Source organism: Sorangium sp. So ce887 (assembly GCF_051521455.1).
Lineage (GTDB): Bacteria > Myxococcota_A > Polyangia > Polyangiales > Polyangiaceae > Sorangium.
In genome coordinates, this window is the sequence record NZ_CP150354.1 from 1,789,180 (window position 1) to 1,804,818 (window position 15,639).

The window sequence follows — 15,639 nt, forward strand, 5'->3', positions numbered from 1 at the left end:
GCGCGTCAGGGGCGCAGGCCGTCGAGCGACGCCGGCGCCGTCCGGCTCGCGGCCGGCGGCTCGCAGGGCAGCTCCACCGTGAACCGCGCCCCCTCGCCCGGGCGGCTGTCCACGCGCGCCGCGCCGCCGAGCGCCTCCACGATGCTCTTCACGACGTGGAGCCCGAGCCCGAGCCCCCCGAAGTGGCGGCTCGACACAGCGCGCTCGAACCGCTCGAACACGTAGGGCAGTCGCCCGGCCGGGATCCCGATGCCCTGATCCTGCACCACGAGCTCCGCCGTGCCGTCTTTCCGCGCCACCGTGATCTCGATCGGCTTGCCCGCGCCGAACTTGAGGGCGTTGTCGAGCAGGTTCGACACCACCTGCTCGAGCCGGCTCCGGTCCCACGACCCCACGACGGAGGGCTCGGCGCGCACGCTCACGAGCGAGCCCGATTGCGCGACCCGCTCGCCGAGCCGCTCCACGACCTCATCCACGACCTCCCCGAGGTCGACCGGCTCGACGTGCAGCTCCAGCCGGCCGGTGTGGAGCTGCGAGACGTCCAGGAGATCGTCGATCAGCCGGGTGAGCCGCTGCACCTGCCGATCCATCCGGTGCAGGGCGCGCCCGAGGCGATCCTCGGGCGCGTGGCCGCTCCGGCGGAGCAGCGCCTGGAGGCCGAGGCGCAGGGAGGTGACGGGCGTCCGGAGCTCGTGCGACGCGACGCTGAGAAAGTCGTCGCGGACGCAGACCGCGTGCTGCGCCTCGCGGTAGAGGCGGGCGTTCTCGAGGGCGATCGCGATCTGGTCCGAGAGGAGCTCCAGCACGCGGACGCGATCGCGCGTGAAGGCGCGCGTTGTGAGGTTGTTCTCGAGGTAGACCACCCCGAGCTGCGCCTCCTTCCGGTGGATGGGCAGGACCAGGACCGACCTCGACCCGCCCTCGGCGAAGCGAGGATCGCGGTCGCGCTCCGGCTCGCAGGCCGCGTCGTCGAGCACGAGGAGCTCCCGCGCTCCGTGCGCGTGCTCGACGACCCGCCGCGGGACCTCGCACGACCGGGAAAGCGGCGTGCGCTCGATGGAGACCGGGGCCGCGACCGACCCCACGGCCCGCACGAAGAGCTCCCCCTCTTCCTCGAGCACGAGCGCCCCGCGCTGCGCGCCGGCGGCCTCCAGGCAGACGCCGAGGAGCTTCTCGAGCAGCCGATCGAGCACGATCTCTCCGGAGAGGGTCTCGGCGGCCTTGAGCAGGCTGAGCGCGTCGAGGGCGACCGCCGGCAGCCGCTGCTCGACGAGCTCGGGCTCCTCGCAGGGCCCGTAGAGCCTGAACTCGTCCGTGAGCGCGCGGGCCTTCTCCGAAGCCCCCCAGCGGGCGAACCCCTGCCGCGCGGCGTGCAGGTACAGGGCCGCGATCCGCGCCCGCCCGAGCCCGTGGTAGAAGCGCCCGGCCAGCTCGTTGCCGAGCGCCGAGAGATTGAGGGATCCCCCGCGCGTCGCCGCGACGACGGCCTCGTCGTATCGCGCGCCGGCGAGCTCGAACTTGCGCTCGACGCGGGCGATCTCTGCGTCGACGAGGAGGCGCCGCGGGAGGAAGTTCTCCGCGCAGCCCGACTCCCACCTTTGCAGGACGCGCTGCAGGTCGGCCACGCGCGCGAGCAGCGCGGCCCGCTCTCGCGCGTCGGCCTCGTCGCACCGCCACAGCAGCGTGAGCGCGGTATACAGCGCGTGCTGGCACTCGGGGATGTATCCGCCGAGGAAGTGCATGTACGGGACCGCCGCGTCGGCGTGCGCGGCGGCCTGGGCCAGGTTCCGGTACGTGTAAGAGGCCTGGAGGCGCACGATGTGATACACACACATCGTCGACCCTTCCCTCTGCGCCGCCTCGAGGAAGGCCCGCTCGTCGAACTCAGCGTCATCGGCCAGGCTCCGGCTCCTCGTCAGCCCCTTGAGGCACCGGATGGTCTGCCGGTAGGCGAGCTGGTGGAGGAGCGTCGACTTGTTGCCAGTCTGCCGGCTGAACGCGAGCGCGTCGTTCAGATCGACCAGCACGCGATCGAGCTCCACCCCTGCGGCGAACGAGTGCTCCACGAGCCCCGTGCGCGCGTACGAGGCGAAGCGGAGCTCGCCGGACGACAGGCCCAGGGCGATGATCTCGCGGAACGGCCCCGCGCTCGAGGCGAGCGGCGCGATCCACGGTTGAACGAACTCGTTGTACATGTACCGGGCGATCGTCTCCTGGGCGCGATCCTCGAACCTCCGCGCGAGCTCCACGGCGAGCCGGCCGAAGCCCTGGGCGCTCTGGAGCTCGCCCTCGGCCGCCAGGAGCAGCGCGTGCCCTGCGTAGGAGAGGATCGCCTCGCTCGAGTTGCCGTGCTCCAGCGCGAAGCGGACGCCGAGGGCGGTGAGGAGCACCAGCTGCTTCCGGTCCGCGAACCAGGCGGGGGCCACCATCTCGGCGAGGAGCTTCATGTGGGCCCGGGCTTCTGGCCTGGTCACGCGGGGGAGGTCGACGAGCGACTCGGGCGAGCGCGCCGCGACGTGCTCGGCGATGGCCCACCGCTGCGCCGCGATCGCCCCGTCGAGATCCGCCGCGGGCAGCTCGACCCCGAAGTCCACGCGCAGCGCGTCGCGTCCCCAGCCGAGCGCCAGATCGTGCTCGCCGGTGATCGTCGCGCTCATGATCCGGAGCGCTTCCAGATCGACCTTCTCGGGGATCGACGTCGCGTGGCGGAGCCCCTCCTCCACGAGCGCGCGGGCCATGGCGTGCTGATCGGTCAGCGCGGCGCACTCCGCCGCGTCGCGGTGGAGGGAGAACCAGAGCTCGTAGCACGAGCGGGGGTCGCCCTCCGGCAGCAAGCGGAGGCCGCTGCGGAAGTATGCGAGCGCCGGTCCGTAGGCCGCGGCGCGGCGCGCCTTGAGTCCGGCGCGGTGGTTCAGCCGCGCGAGGTGGCCCCGCGGCTCCGCGTCGAGCGGCGTCGGGCCGAGGTTCAGCTGGTCCACGGCGTGGAACAGCGCGCTCTCCACCTCGTCGCCGCAGGAGGCGCCGCAGGAGGCCTCGAGGAAGCGGCCGATCTCCAGGTGCAGCTGCCTCCGCCGCTCCTCTGGCGCGAGCTCGTAGGCGGCCTGCTGGACGCGATCGTGGGCGAACCGGACCGCGAGCTCCCGGCCGCGCTCGCGCGCGCTGTTCGGCAGGATGAGGCCCTCCCGGAGCGGCTGGCCGAGCGACGCGATCGTCTCGTCGATGGACCGGCCCGACACGGCCGCGATGATCCCGAGCTCCGAGCGCCTGCCGATGCACGCGGCGATCTGCAGGAGCTCCTGCGCCTCCGCGGGCAGCTTGCGGACGGACTCCGCCATCAGCTGGACCACGTTGTCGGTGGCCCCGACCCGCTCGATCCGGCCGAGGTCCCACGTCCACGTCGAGCGGCTCGCGTCGAAGAGGAGCAGCCGTTTCCCCTGGAGCGATCGGAGGAGCTGGCGGACGAAGAAGGGATTGCCGGCGGTCTTGGCGAGGAGGAGCTCCGCGAGCGGCCGCGCCCGCTCCGGCTCGCAGCGGAGCGCGTCGGCGAGCAGCGCGACCATCGCCTGCGCGTCGAGCGGGCCGAGCGGCAGACGGGTGATCGGGACCTCGGCTTGCCGGAGCTCCTCCAGGGTCCCGTGGAGCCGGTGCATGAGGCCGACTTCCGTCGGCCGGTACGCGGCGATCAGCAGCACGTGCCGGCTGCCTGGATCCGCGGCCAGGGCGCGCAGGACGCGGAGCGACGCGGCGTCCGTCCACTGGAGATCGTCGAGGAAGATCGCGAGCGGCGGCCGCTGGCCGGCCACCGCGCGCACGAAGTCCTGGATCGCGAGCAGCAAGCGGCCCTCCGCGCGCATCGGATCCACGGCGGGCAGATCGGGCGTCCCCGCGAAAAGGTCGGCGAGCTCCGGGCAGAGCGCGGCGAGCACGCGGCCTGGCGCGCTCGCCGCGTCCCTGAGCTGCGCGCGGCTGTCCTCCGGCTCGGCGTGGAGCGCGGCCGCAAGGGCGCGGAGCGCCTCCGTCAGGGGGGCGTAGGGCGCGTTGGCGGCGCGCAGATCGAATTTCCCCTCGATGAACCGCCCGCCCCGCTCGGCGACCGCGCTTTGCAGCGCCTCGACGAGGACGGTCTTTCCGATGCCCGCCTCTCCGGTCACCAGCACGAGCTCTGTCCGGCCCTCCGACGCGCGGGCGAGCGCGCCGTGCAGCGTGGCGAGCTCGCGCTCGCGCCCGAACAGGCGCTCGGGCAGCGGGAGCCACCGCGCGAGGTCGAGGCGGCCGAGCTCGAACGGCTCGATGTCGCCGGTGGAGAGCCATCGCCTCCGCGCCTCGCGCAGGTCCTGGGCGAGGCTCTCGGCGCTCTGGTACCGCAGCTCCGGCATCTTCGCGAGGAGCCGCTGCATGAGCTCGGACAGCGTCGCGGGGACGTAGGCGCTCACCTCGTGCGCGGGCACGGGGCTCCTCGCCAGCTGGGCGTGCACGAGCGCGAGCGGATCGAGGTCCTGGAACGGCGGCGCGCCGATGAGCATGGCGTAGAAGGTCGCGCCCAGCGCGTACAGGTCCGAGCGCGCGTCGATGAACCGGCCTGTGCGCCCGAGCTGCTCGGGGGACAGGAAGGGGAGCGCCTTCAGCTTCTCGATCTCCACGGCGCCGGGCGCGCTCGTGAGCTCGGCCGCGTCCACGAAGTGGACGAGGGTGACCTGCCCGTCCGCGCCGAGGACCACGCGGCTGGGGGCGATCGCGCGGTGGACGACGCCGCCCGCGTGGATGCGCGCGCAGATGTCGGCGAGCGCGACGGCGATGTTGAAGAACGCATCGAGCGCGAGCGGCCCTCGGGCGAGCCGCCGCTCGAGGTCCTCGGGGCCCGCGTCCTCGAGGAGGAGCGCGGGCGCGCTCTCCGGGCCCTCCAGCGCGAGCGGCCGCGCGACCCCCGGCACGTCGAGCCGGCGCAGGAAGGCGTGCTCGCGCAGCAGGAGAGCCGCCGCGCCCGGGGCCGGGGGGCTCCCGCGGACGGTCTTCTGCACGACCGTCCTGCCGGCGACCGTGAACCTGCGGAGCAGAAAGCGGCCGCAGCGGTGGACCTGGGTCGCTTCCGCCCGAGTCATACGCGTTCCCCCTCGCGCAGTTCACGGGAATGTAAAGCAAAGTGCGCGTGCACGCGAGCGGGGAAATCCTCGGCCTCATGGTACGGCGGAAACGTCGGATTGCTCTTTGGCCGGGTGGGACCCTCGCGGCCTGCGCGGCACGTTGATCTCGCGCGGCCTCGCGCGGCCTCGCGCGGCGCGTCCGGCGGGCTCAGCGCTCGAGCCCGCGCCGAGACGGCGCTCGCCTGGCTTCCGTCTGACAATGCGCAGCGCGCGAGATCTCTCGCGCACCCGGCGCCGTCGGAGCGAACCTCGTGGAGCGGGGGCTCGAGCCTCCCGTCCGGTCCTCGTGGCCCGCTCCTGCTCGCGCTGCTCCTCGATCAATCCAGCGAGCGAAGGTGATAGGATGAGGCTGCGCATGTCCGGCGGGTGGGCGGCTGCCGGCGCCGGCGCGCACACCGGGGAGCTTCGATGAACGCACCTGTCGTTGCAGGGGACGTGATCGCCGAGAAGTACCGGGTCGACCGGGTCCTGGCCAGGAGCGGGAGGGGGATGGTGCTCGGCGCCAGCCACCTCGTCCATCCCGAGCGGGTCGCGATCAAGCTCCTGGTCGGCGACTCCAGCCCTGCGCTCGTGGAGCGGTTCCTGCGTGAGGCGCGCGCGGCGGTGCGGCTCAAGGGCGAGCACGTGGTGCGGGGGCTCGACGTCGGTCAGCTCGACTCGGGCGTCCCGTACCTGGTCATGGAGCACCTCGACGGCCGCGACCTCGCCGAGCTGCTCCGCGACCGCGGCCAGCTCGAGATCTCGGAGGCCGTCGATTGCGTGCTGCAGGCCTGCGTGGGGATGGCCGAGGCGCACGCCGCGGGGATCGTGCACGGCAATCTCAAGCCGGCGAACCTGTTCCTCACGACGACCCCCGGCGGCGCGACGCTCCTCAAGGTGCTCGACGTCGGCATCTCGACGGAGCCGTCCTTCGCGAGCGGGGGCGACGGCGGCGTGCCGGCGCAGGAGGGGCTCGACTGTCCCTTCTACATGGCGCCGGAGCAGCTGCGGCCGTCGAGCGCTTTCGATGCGCGCGCCGACATCTGGTCGCTCGGCGCGATCCTCTACCGGCTCCTGACGGGGCAGCCTCCCTTCGAGGCGAGCTCGCCCGCCGATCTCGCCCTGCGCGTCGCGAGCGCCGAGCCGGCGCTCCCGAGCGCGCTCCGGCCCGACATTCCCCCCACCGTCGAGCGCGTGCTCCTCGGCTGCCTCGAGAAGGACCCGGCGCGGCGGCCGGCGAACGTGGCCGAGCTGGCGATCGCGCTCGCCCCGCACGCGCCGGTGGGCAGCCAGGAGTACGCGCAGCGCGCCGCGCGGGTCCTCGGCGCGACGCTGCCGCCGCGCCCCCGCGCCTCGCTCCCGACGATCGGGCTCGGGCTCAACGCGAAGCCGCGCGCCGCGCCGCGCCTGCAGCAGGCCGCCGAGCCGGGCGCGCCGGCGCTCTCGCCGCCCTTCCCGCACGACGCGCCACACAAGGGGAGCCACAAGGTGCGCCTCGCGCTCATCGCGGCCCTCGCGTCGCTGCTCGCGATCCTCGGCGTGGCCGCGGCGCAGCTCAAGTGAGCCGGCGCCGATCGCTCGCGCCCCGCCTCGGGCGAGGGCGCCTCCGGTCCTCGCCGAGGGGGCGCAGCCGCCTGGGAGCAGGGGCAGGCATGGAGAAGCCGGAAGGCCATCGCGATCGCTCACGGGCGCAGGCGCCTTCACGCGCGCAGGTCCTCGCAGCGGCGCCGAGAAAACGTGACATCGGCGTAGACCGGCTGTCGTAGTATCCGCCGCATGCCGCATTCTCTCCCACATCCCTGGGGCGGTTCCGCTCCTCCCGCGCGCATAGGCAAGGTCGCATTCCTCGGGTATGGCCGCTTCGGCGCGGCGCTCGGGTCGCTGCTGGGCGACGCGGGGATCGCGGTGCGCGCGTTCGACCCTGGCGCCGAGATCCACGGCGCCGTGCGGGCCGCCTCGCTTGCGGAGCTCGTGGACGGCGCGGACCTCGTCCTCGTTGCCGTCCCGGTGCCGGCGATGCGCGAGGCTCTCGTCTCGCTGCGGCCGCACCTCGCGCCGTGGCAGGCGGTGGCCGACGTGGGCAGCGTGAAGACCGTGCCGGCGCGCGCCATGGCCGAGGTGCTCGGCGCCGACCGGCCCTGGGTGGCGACGCACCCCCTCTTCGGTCCGGCGAGCCTCGCCCGCGGCGAGCGCCCGCTGCGCGCCGTCGTCTGCCCGAACCCGCTCCATCCGGACGCGGTGCGCCGCGTCGTCGCGCTGTTCGAGCGGATCGGGTGTCAGGTGCTGGAGCAGGCCCCGGACGAGCACGACCGGGTGATGGCCTTCACGCACGCGCTCGCGTTCTTCATCGCGAAGGGCATGCTGGACGCGGGCGTGCCCGCCGGCGCGCCGTACGCGCCGCCCTCGTTCCAGGGCATCGCGCACACGATCGAGACGGTGCGCGTCGACGCGGGGCACCTGTTCGCTGCGCTGCACCGCGAGAACCCCTTCGCGAGCGAGGCGCGCCGCCGCCTCATCAACGCGCTCGTCGCCGTCGATCGCAGCCTCGATGTCCCGACCGAGGACGCCGCGCCCGAGGACCTCGCCGCGCTCTCGATCCCCGATCTCGGCTCGCTCTCCCCCGATCTCCGCGAGACGCGGGAGCTCATCGACGAGCTGGATCTGGAGCTCGTCGACCTGCTCGCGCGCCGGTCCGAGCTCGTCCAGCGCGCCGCGCGCGCCAAGGCCACGATCGGCGCTGCGGTCCGGGATCCCGTGCGCGAGGCGCGGCTCATGGAGTCGCGCCGCCGCCGCGCCGTCGAGCTCGGCCTCGACGCCGACGGGATCGCCGAGGTCTTCGAGGTGATCCTCCGGCACTCGCGCTCCCTGCAGGAGCGGCGCTCCTCCACCTAGCGTGGCGACGGCGCGCGGAGCGCGGGAGAAACTCCTCACCACGGAAACGCGACGGACACGGAGAGCGCCAACAACAACCGCGCTGCTTTACGCGCCTGTCGCGTCGGTTCTCGCGTCCGCTTTTGCATCGGTTGTTCATCGCGTTTCGTGTTTCGCATCGCGTTTCGCATCGATTTCCTCCGTGGCCTCTCTCTCGATTCGCGATCTCCCTCACGGCCTCTCCATGAGGTGGCGCTCGCCCCATGGCGCCGCGAAATCCCTTTCCACGCCGGCGCGCTTCGGTGTACGGTCGACCTTTCGGGGATCATGGAGCAGCATCGGGAGCTCCCTTATTGGCACTGCAGGCGACCCCAGGGTCGCGGGTAGGACGGCGCCTAGATTACGATACGGGCTCGTCAGTGCAGTTCAGGGAGGGCTGGAATGGATCAACGGGGCGGCCATGCCGAGGAGGCCGAGCGTTCTGGGGCCGGCGGCAGGAGCGGGGTCCGCGCGCGCTCGACCGCCGTCGGGGGTGCCTCCCAGCGCGCGGGCGCCGCTCGGTCGGGACGCAGCGCGGGCCCGTTCCTCGCCGCGAGGCGGCGCTGCGCCCATCAGGCGACATTGTCGCCATGAACCTCTTCGAGCCGAACCCTGAAGCAGGCGCGGCATTCGCCGCCCGAAAGCGGTGGACACAGAAGAGTTCCTGAGGATGCTGCGAGGTTGGCCGCGGCGCTGACGCCGGGCAGGAGGGCAAGGAGACGCGGGATGAGGGCAGAAGTAGGCAGGGTCAACATCCTGGTCGTTGACGACAGGCCTGAGCAGCTCCTCTCCCTGGAGGCTGTTCTCGCTCCGCTCGGCGAGAACATCGTCAAGGCGGCGTCCGGCAGGGAGGCGCTCCGCAGCCTTCTGCAGGAGGAGTTCGCGGTCATCCTCCTCGACATCAACATGCCGGAGATAGACGGGTTCGAGACGGCGACGCTCATCCGCAAGCGGAGGAGCACGCTGCACACGCCGATCATCTTCCTGACGGCGCACAACGATCGCGCCTATGTCGAGCGCAGCTATTCGCTCGGGGCGGTCGACTACATCATGACCCCGTTCGCCCCCGAGGTCCTCCGCACCAAGGTGTCTGTCTTCGTCGATCTCTCCAAGAAGACACAGAAGATCAGGCTCCAGGCGGAGTCGCTGCGCGCGCACGCGGAGCAGCTCCAGCGGCTCAACCGCGCCGCGCTCACGATCAACTCGGCCATGTCGCTCGACGCCATGGTCGCGGCGATCACCGAGGCGGCGCGCGACGTCGGCTGCGCCCATCATGCGATGACGCTCGTGAAGCTGGAGAAGCCCGGAGAGCGGGCGCGGACTGCGGTGTCGCTCTCGGAGCGGTACGCCACGTTCCAGCAGGAGGCGCCGCCCCCCATCGCCGGCAGGCTGTGCGCGTACGTGTGCGGCAGGAACAGGCCCCTCCGGATGACGCAGCGCGAGCTCTCGCAGCACCCGGAGTGGCTGGACGACGCCGGGCAGAGGCCGCCGCCGCGGGGGTACCTCGCCGTGCCGCTCACCGCGGCCGACGGTCAGAACATCGGGACCATCCAGCTCTCGGACCGGCACGACGGCGAGTTCTCGGACGACGACGAGACGGTCCTCGTGCAGCTCGCGCAGCTCGCTTCCATCGCCATCCAGAACTGCGTGCACGCCGAGGCGCGCGAGGCGAACCGCCTGAAGGACGAGTTCCTCGCCACGCTCTCCCACGAGCTGCGCAGCCCGCTCAACGCGATCCTCGGCTGGACGCAGCTCCTGCGCGGCGAGCCGTTCGACGAGCAGCGGGTGTCGCATGGCCTCGAGGTGATCGAGCGCAACGTGGCCGCGCAGACGAAGCTCATCGAGGATCTCCTCGACGTCTCCCGGGTCGCGACGGGCAAGCTGCGCATCTGCGCGGCGCCGATGGCGCTCGCGCCCGTCGTGGAGATCGCCATCGACGCGATCCGTCCAGCCGCCGAGGCGAAGGGGCTCACGATCGACGTCTCGCTCGACCCTGTGATCGAGGTGAACGGCGACGTGGATCGGCTCCAGCAGGTGGTCTCGAACCTCACGTCCAACGCGCTCAAGTTCACGCGTCCTGGGGACCACATCCTCGTCTCGCTCCGGCGGGCCGGCGCCTACGCGGAGCTCACGGTGCGCGACTCGGGCGAAGGGATCGCGCCCGATTTCCTGCCCTTCGTCTTCGAGCGTTTCCGCCAGGCCGACAGCACGAGCCGCAGGACGCACGCGGGGCTCGGCATCGGGCTGTCGCTCGTGCGTCACATCGTCGAGGCCCACAGCGGCTCGGTCGTGGCCGAGAGCCCCGGGCTGCAGAAGGGGTCGATGTTCGTGGTCCGGCTCCCGCTCTGCGGGGTCGAGCGCAGCTCGCTGGCGGCGTCGATGAAGGAGGTGCGCTCGCGCTCGCTCGCGTCGTCGGAGGCCGCGTTCGATCTCGGCGGGCTCCACGTCCTGCTCGTCGAGGACGACGCGGACGCCCGGGAGCTCCTCCAGGAGGTGCTCTCGCAGCACCACGCCGAGGTGACGGCCGTGGCCTCGGCCAGCGAGGCGCTCGCCGCGTTCTGCGCGGCCCGCCCGCACGTGCTCGTGAGCGACATCGCCATGCCGGGCGAGGACGGCTACGAGCTCATCCGCACCATCCGGCAGCGCCCCGCGCACGCCGGCGGCGATCTGCCCGCGCTGGCGCTGACGGCCTATGCTCGCAAGGAGGATCAGAAGCGCGCGCTCGACGCCGGCTTCCACATGCACGCAACGAAGCCGATCGAGCCCGCCGCCCTCGTGGCCGCCGTGGCGAGCCTTGCGGCCAGAGCCCGCGCCGGCGAGCTCACCTGCGCCCGGGAGCGAGGCCCCGGCGACGAGATCAACCCGTGAGGGTCGAGGGAGCGGAGGGCGCTCGGGCGCTCTCCCCCCGTCGGCCGGCCAGCGAGCGGCGGGTGTCCGGTGAGCGAGCGCCGTTTGCCTGGGGCGCCCCCTCTCGCTCGCACACCCCATCTGATCTCGAACGCTGCGCCCGAGCGAGCCCGAGCGGGATATCGAGTCTTGTCCGGGCGTGCCCGCGCCCCTGAGCAGGACAAGGGCTCTCCTGGGTCAGCCCTGCAATCTCCTCCCCGCGACGTGCCGGCCCATCGACCCGAGCGGCCTCATGCGTGCGGTCTTCGAGGGGGCGGGGAGAGCGTCACGACCCCTGCCGGGTCGGGCGCCTCATCTCGTGGGCCTCCGCGGGCTCATCCAGAGGACAGCGACCCTGGTGCGGAGCGCCCGGGGCGCGACGGGCGGTAGGCCTGGGACTTGCACTGCATTCCGCGCAACATGTCCTCATGGGCCAGACGGGAAGCCAACCCCACACGGGGGAGCCGGACGAAGCGCGCCCGCGCCGCGGCCGGGCCGTGGTTGCGTGCTGCGCGGCCCCGGCGGTGCTCCTCCACGTCGATCACGCGAGCACGCTTTGGCTCAAGGGGCTTCACCTCTGGAGGTTTATCCGTTATAGCGGATGCCGGGTCAAGCAAAGTCGCTTTTCATGCCTCACGTGCGCCTGGGCGCACGTCGGCGAATGTGCTTGACCGGCAGGTGCTCGCGGTGGGCCACCCACATGCAACGATGATGCAGTGAGACAAAAAGCTTGCGTAATCCAGTATGGTGGCCTATCATCCACAATAACGGAATCACCAACGAACCGACACCGGAACCATCGCATGGTGGAGCGCTCGTGTAGCTCGCGGGCGCACAATTTGCGCGATTTTGGCGTGAGTTGAGTCGCCGTGGCGGTGTGGAGCGGTAAACGGTGCGGGTCTGTACCGGCAATTCTTTTGGGGGGGAACAACCCAACGGAGAGAACGATATATGAAAGCTTCGATGAGCATCTTTGCAAGCGCGCTGCTGCTTGGCGCGACCCTGATGATTGGCGCCGGATGCGGCGATGATGAGGGTACCACCTCCGGGACGACGACCAGCTCGTCGGCGAGCGGCACGGGCGGCGCCGGCGGCGAGGGCGGCGCTGGTGAGGGCGGCGAGGGCGGCGCTGGTGAGGGCGGCGCCGGTGAAGGCGGCGAGGGCGGCGCTGGTGAGGGCGGCGCCGGTGAAGGCGGCGAGGGCGGCGCCGGTGAAGGCGGCGCTGGCGAGGGCGGCGCCGGTGAAGGCGGCGCTGGCGAGGGCGGCGCTGGCGAGGGCGGCGCCTGAGGCGAGCCCGTCGTTGATGCGCTTCCCTCGCCCGACCCGCAATGCGGGGGGCGGGGGAGCGGCCCCGCTTTAGCTCGAAGGGGATCACGGAAAGGTTGGGAGACGGAAGATGCTTTGCGTCTTCCCTCCTTCCCGTGAGATCCGGAGCACCTTACATCTCAGATCATGTGCCTTCCGGCACCGGTTTATCCGGTCTGGGGCGCTCTGCGCCAGGCGCCATCCGCGCTGTTGCCGCGCGATGCTGCCGCGCTGTCACGCGCGTTTCGCGCAGAAGCACGCCTCTTTCGCGCTGCTGCGCGTCTCTTTCGCGTTGCGGCGCCCTCTTCACGCTTCGGCGCGTCTCGGGCGGAGCTCCGGCGCGCAGCTCCCGGACTACGCATCATTTGCGGCCGCCCTGATTCCCGCGTCATGGCTCCGTGATGAGATCTCCGCCGCGCGGACCCGGCGCTGTGTTGTCCAGCGCGTCCCAGGTTCCATGGAGATTCCAGGCCGGAGGAATCCAGTTCACCGCGCGACGAGCAGCGTCTCCTCGGGTCGGACAGCTCGGCACGACCAGGGGCTGACCGTGCGCCACGGATCTACCGTGCGTCGCTGCAGCGCCTCAGCTCGCTCCAGGGGCTCTCCGCCTCGCGATTGCTGGCGCGGAGCTCCTCGGTGAGGCGAGCGACCTCTGACGTGAGCGCCTCGTTGCAGCGCCGGAGATCGCTCACGGCGCGCTGCGCCTCGCCGTAGCGCACCGCGTTGTTCACGGCGACCGCCGCCTGCGACGCGAGCAGGCCGCAGAGCTCGAGCTGCGCCGCGCGGAACGCCCCGGTGCCCGCGTCGCTCTCCGCGTAGAGCACGCCCGTGAGGCGGCCCTGGTGCGTCATGGCGAGGCACAGGATCGAGCGCGGACCGGCCTCGATCAGGTAGGGGTCCTGCGCGAACCGCTCGTCCGCCGCTGCGCTCGCGAGCACGACCGGCTGCTGCGTCTGCGCGACGTGCTGAACGACGCTCGCGGCGAGATCGGCGATGCGCTCGAGCGGCGTCCCCGCTCCGAAACGGACCCCCTCGGCCTCGCCGGCGAGCTCGGCCTCGACGGTCAGCGCGCCGTCGCGGGCGAGGAGCAGCACGGCGCGCCGCGCCCCGGTGCTCTCGCGCAGCAGCCGGAGGAGCCGCTCGAAGAGCCGCTCGATGGCGAGCTCCCCGTGGAGAGCGCGCGAGGCGCGGAGGACGGCGAGCGCATCGATCGAGCCAGGGCGCTGCGCGCTCGGCGGGGGCGCGGCCTCCGGCGGCCGGCTCGCCTGCCCGAAGAGCGTGGTGCGCGCCACGAGGTGTGGGTACTTCCGAGACAGCTGTCGCACTTTGGCCGTCGCGCCCCACCGCAGATAACCCTCGTGGGCGTCGGTCATGTAGACGTGAGCGATCCGCTCCCTCCCGCTCGCCAGGTGAAACTTCGCGCAGAGCTCGCTGGCGAGCGCCTCGTCGCGCACGAACCCGTTCACCTTCGCCGCCTCGATCGCCTGATCGTAGAGCTTCATCGCCGCGAGCTCCTCGCCGGCGGCGCGCGCGGACTCCGCGCGGACGAGGAGGTGCTTGTGACGGTAGTTGTCCGGGCACCGCTCCGCCCACGCCGCGAGCCGGTCCCTGTAGCTCGGCACGGAGATGGGGGTCAGCTGCCGGCCGCGCGACAGCGCGGGCGAGAGCAGCGTGAGGCATGTGTAGAAGACGACCTCGGTCGCGAGGTGATCGTCGACGCCGCCCGGCATCTTCGCCTCGGCGAGCGACCCCATTCGCAAAGCTCCCTCGTAGTCCTCGGCCAGGAAGCAGACCTGCTGCCGCAGCGCGCAGTGGATGAACGCGACGGCGCCATAGGCCGGCGCCGAGAGCTTCTCCTCGTACGCCGCCTCGTCGACCACGGGCTCCGGCGCGCGCGACGCGCCGACAGGCGCCGCGCTCATCAGGTCGTCGAGCGCGCGGCGCACCCCGGTCAGCGCCGCGACGGCGAGCTCCTCCCGGCCGCGCTGCACCTGCGCGAGGAACCCATCGACCTCGGCCCGCACCGCCTCGCACTCGTCGCCGAGCCCGAAGCGAACGAGGGCGGTATGGACGCACGTCTGCGCCACGTACGTGAGATCGCCGGCCCTGAGCCCGGCCTCGTGGGCTTCCTTGAAGAGGTCGAGGCTCGAGAGCAGGTGCTTGGTGAAGACGCTGATGTGCGCCCCGAGCACGAGGCGCAGCCGGCACGAGAGCTCGTCCTGTCCGGACCTCTCGTTCAGCTCGAGCGCGAGCTCGCCGAGCTCGTAGGCCTCGTCGTAGCGGCGGAGCACCCGCGCGGCCATCCATGCGTGGGCCATGTAGCCGTACGGGGAAGCGCCGCTGTGCCCGCGCTCCAGCGACAGGTTGACCTGCCTGGCCGCGATGAAGGTGCAGAGCGGCGGGCAGATCAGCGCGGCGGGCATCGTCAGCGTCATGAGGAGCCGGAGCGCCGCGCGGGTCCTCGGGTCCGACGTCTCGGGCTCGTCGAGCAGGTCCCTGAGCCGGCGCGTGCCGAGCGCGGCGCGCGCCGCCGCGAGCTCGGCTTCCGCGGCCGCCTTCCGCGCCGGCCCCTCTTCGGGGAGGGGGACGCCGAGCATCGCGAGCGCCGTCTTCCCGAGCGCCAGCGCCTCGTCGAGCCGGCCCTGCGTTGTGTACAGCGCGATGCGCAGCTCGTACGCCCGGGCGCGCTCGAGATCCGAGCGCGCCTCCGCGGCGAGCACGTCGAGCAGCGACTCCGCGCGCTCGATGTGGCCGCCGAGGTACGCGCACTCGGCCGCCTCCGCGTGCAGCGAGAACGCGAGCTCGTGGTCCTGCTTGAAGCTCCCGTCCGGCAGCGCCGAGATCCCGGCCTCGAAGAAGTCGGCCGCCGCGGGGGGCGCGCCCCGCTCCTTCGCCCTGCGGCCCGCCGTGAGGTTCATCGCGGCGAGCTCCGCGCGCTGGCGCGGCTCGACGGTCAGGGGCGCGCCGAGGCTCAGGTGCTGCGCGGAGCGCTCGTCAGCCGATTTGCAGAGGAGCTTCATCGCCATCTCCGAGGCGATCGCGGGGGGCGCTCGCAGCGAGGTCGGCGCCGGCGCGGGTGTCCGCGCGGTGGCCCCTTCGTTCGCTGGGAGCTCCGTCGTGATCGTAGATGGATAAGGGATCATGGAGGGGCCGTCGCCCGCATCAACGGGCTCCTCCAGCGGCGCGATGTCCACCGGAGCCGTGCGTAGCATTCTACCCCAAGTGGGCAGGGGTGCGCTACTGTGGCAGTGTGCCGGCCTTCCTGGGCTGCGCGCGCCACGCCCGGAGGAGCTCGGCCTCGCGGTCCGGCGAGAGCCCCGTTCGTAGCTTGGCTAACCGCTCCGGCGGGAGCGTCTTCGCCACGGCACGAAGCGGTGCTGACCGATCGCGCCTCGCCGTCCCAGATGAGCTCGCATGC

6 protein-coding genes are annotated in these 15,639 nt (G+C 72.4%); 4 read left to right on the plus strand and 2 right to left on the minus strand.

Annotation, left to right across the window (positions count from 1 at the left end):
- Window positions 1–5: 5 nt before the first annotated feature.
- Window positions 6–5,099 carry a sensor histidine kinase gene (locus WMF36_RS06810; RefSeq protein WP_437578786.1) on the minus strand — a complete coding sequence of 1,698 codons (5,094 nt, stop codon included), beginning with the start codon at window positions 5,097–5,099 and terminating at the stop codon, window positions 6–8.
- 450 nt (window positions 5,100–5,549) lie between these two features.
- Here WMF36_RS06810 and WMF36_RS06815 point away from each other — a divergent pair, with 450 nt between their 5' ends.
- From WMF36_RS06815 to WMF36_RS06830, 4 genes are all read left to right on the plus strand, one after another.
- Entirely contained in the window at window positions 5,550–6,683 is a 1,134-nt protein-coding gene (locus WMF36_RS06815; RefSeq protein WP_437578787.1) for a serine/threonine-protein kinase, read from the plus strand.
- A 213-nt stretch (window positions 6,684–6,896) separates the two neighbouring features.
- Complete coding sequence (locus WMF36_RS06820) at window positions 6,897–8,012, plus strand: prephenate dehydrogenase/arogenate dehydrogenase family protein (protein WP_437578788.1); 1,116 nt, start codon at window positions 6,897–6,899, stop codon at window positions 8,010–8,012.
- A 744-nt stretch (window positions 8,013–8,756) separates the two neighbouring features.
- Window positions 8,757–10,898, plus strand: coding sequence for a response regulator (locus WMF36_RS06825; RefSeq protein ID WP_437578789.1), 2,142 nt, complete (start codon window positions 8,757–8,759; stop codon window positions 10,896–10,898).
- 981 nt (window positions 10,899–11,879) lie between these two features.
- On the plus strand, window positions 11,880–12,203 hold the full coding sequence (locus tag WMF36_RS06830; protein ID WP_437578790.1) for a hypothetical protein: 324 nt from the start codon (window positions 11,880–11,882) through the stop codon (window positions 12,201–12,203).
- A 578-nt stretch (window positions 12,204–12,781) separates the two neighbouring features.
- On the opposite strand, the gene WMF36_RS06835 is transcribed toward WMF36_RS06830, so the two are convergent.
- Complete coding sequence (locus tag WMF36_RS06835) at window positions 12,782–15,433, minus strand: GAF domain-containing protein (protein WP_437578791.1); 2,652 nt, start codon at window positions 15,431–15,433, stop codon at window positions 12,782–12,784.
- Window positions 15,434–15,639: the final 206 nt, after the last annotated feature.

Coding starts and splice junctions, on each gene's coding strand:
- WMF36_RS06810 (WP_437578786.1), bottom strand. CDS start 5,099: ATGACTCGGGCGGAAGCGACCCAGGTCCACCGCTGCGGCCGCTTTCTG.
- WMF36_RS06815 (WP_437578787.1), top strand. CDS start 5,550: ATGAACGCACCTGTCGTTGCAGGGGACGTGATCGCCGAGAAGTACCGG.
- WMF36_RS06820 (WP_437578788.1), top strand. CDS start 6,897: ATGCCGCATTCTCTCCCACATCCCTGGGGCGGTTCCGCTCCTCCCGCG.
- WMF36_RS06825 (WP_437578789.1), top strand. CDS start 8,757: ATGAGGGCAGAAGTAGGCAGGGTCAACATCCTGGTCGTTGACGACAGG.
- WMF36_RS06830 (WP_437578790.1), top strand. CDS start 11,880: ATGAGCATCTTTGCAAGCGCGCTGCTGCTTGGCGCGACCCTGATGATT.
- WMF36_RS06835 (WP_437578791.1), bottom strand. CDS start 15,433: ATGCTACGCACGGCTCCGGTGGACATCGCGCCGCTGGAGGAGCCCGTT.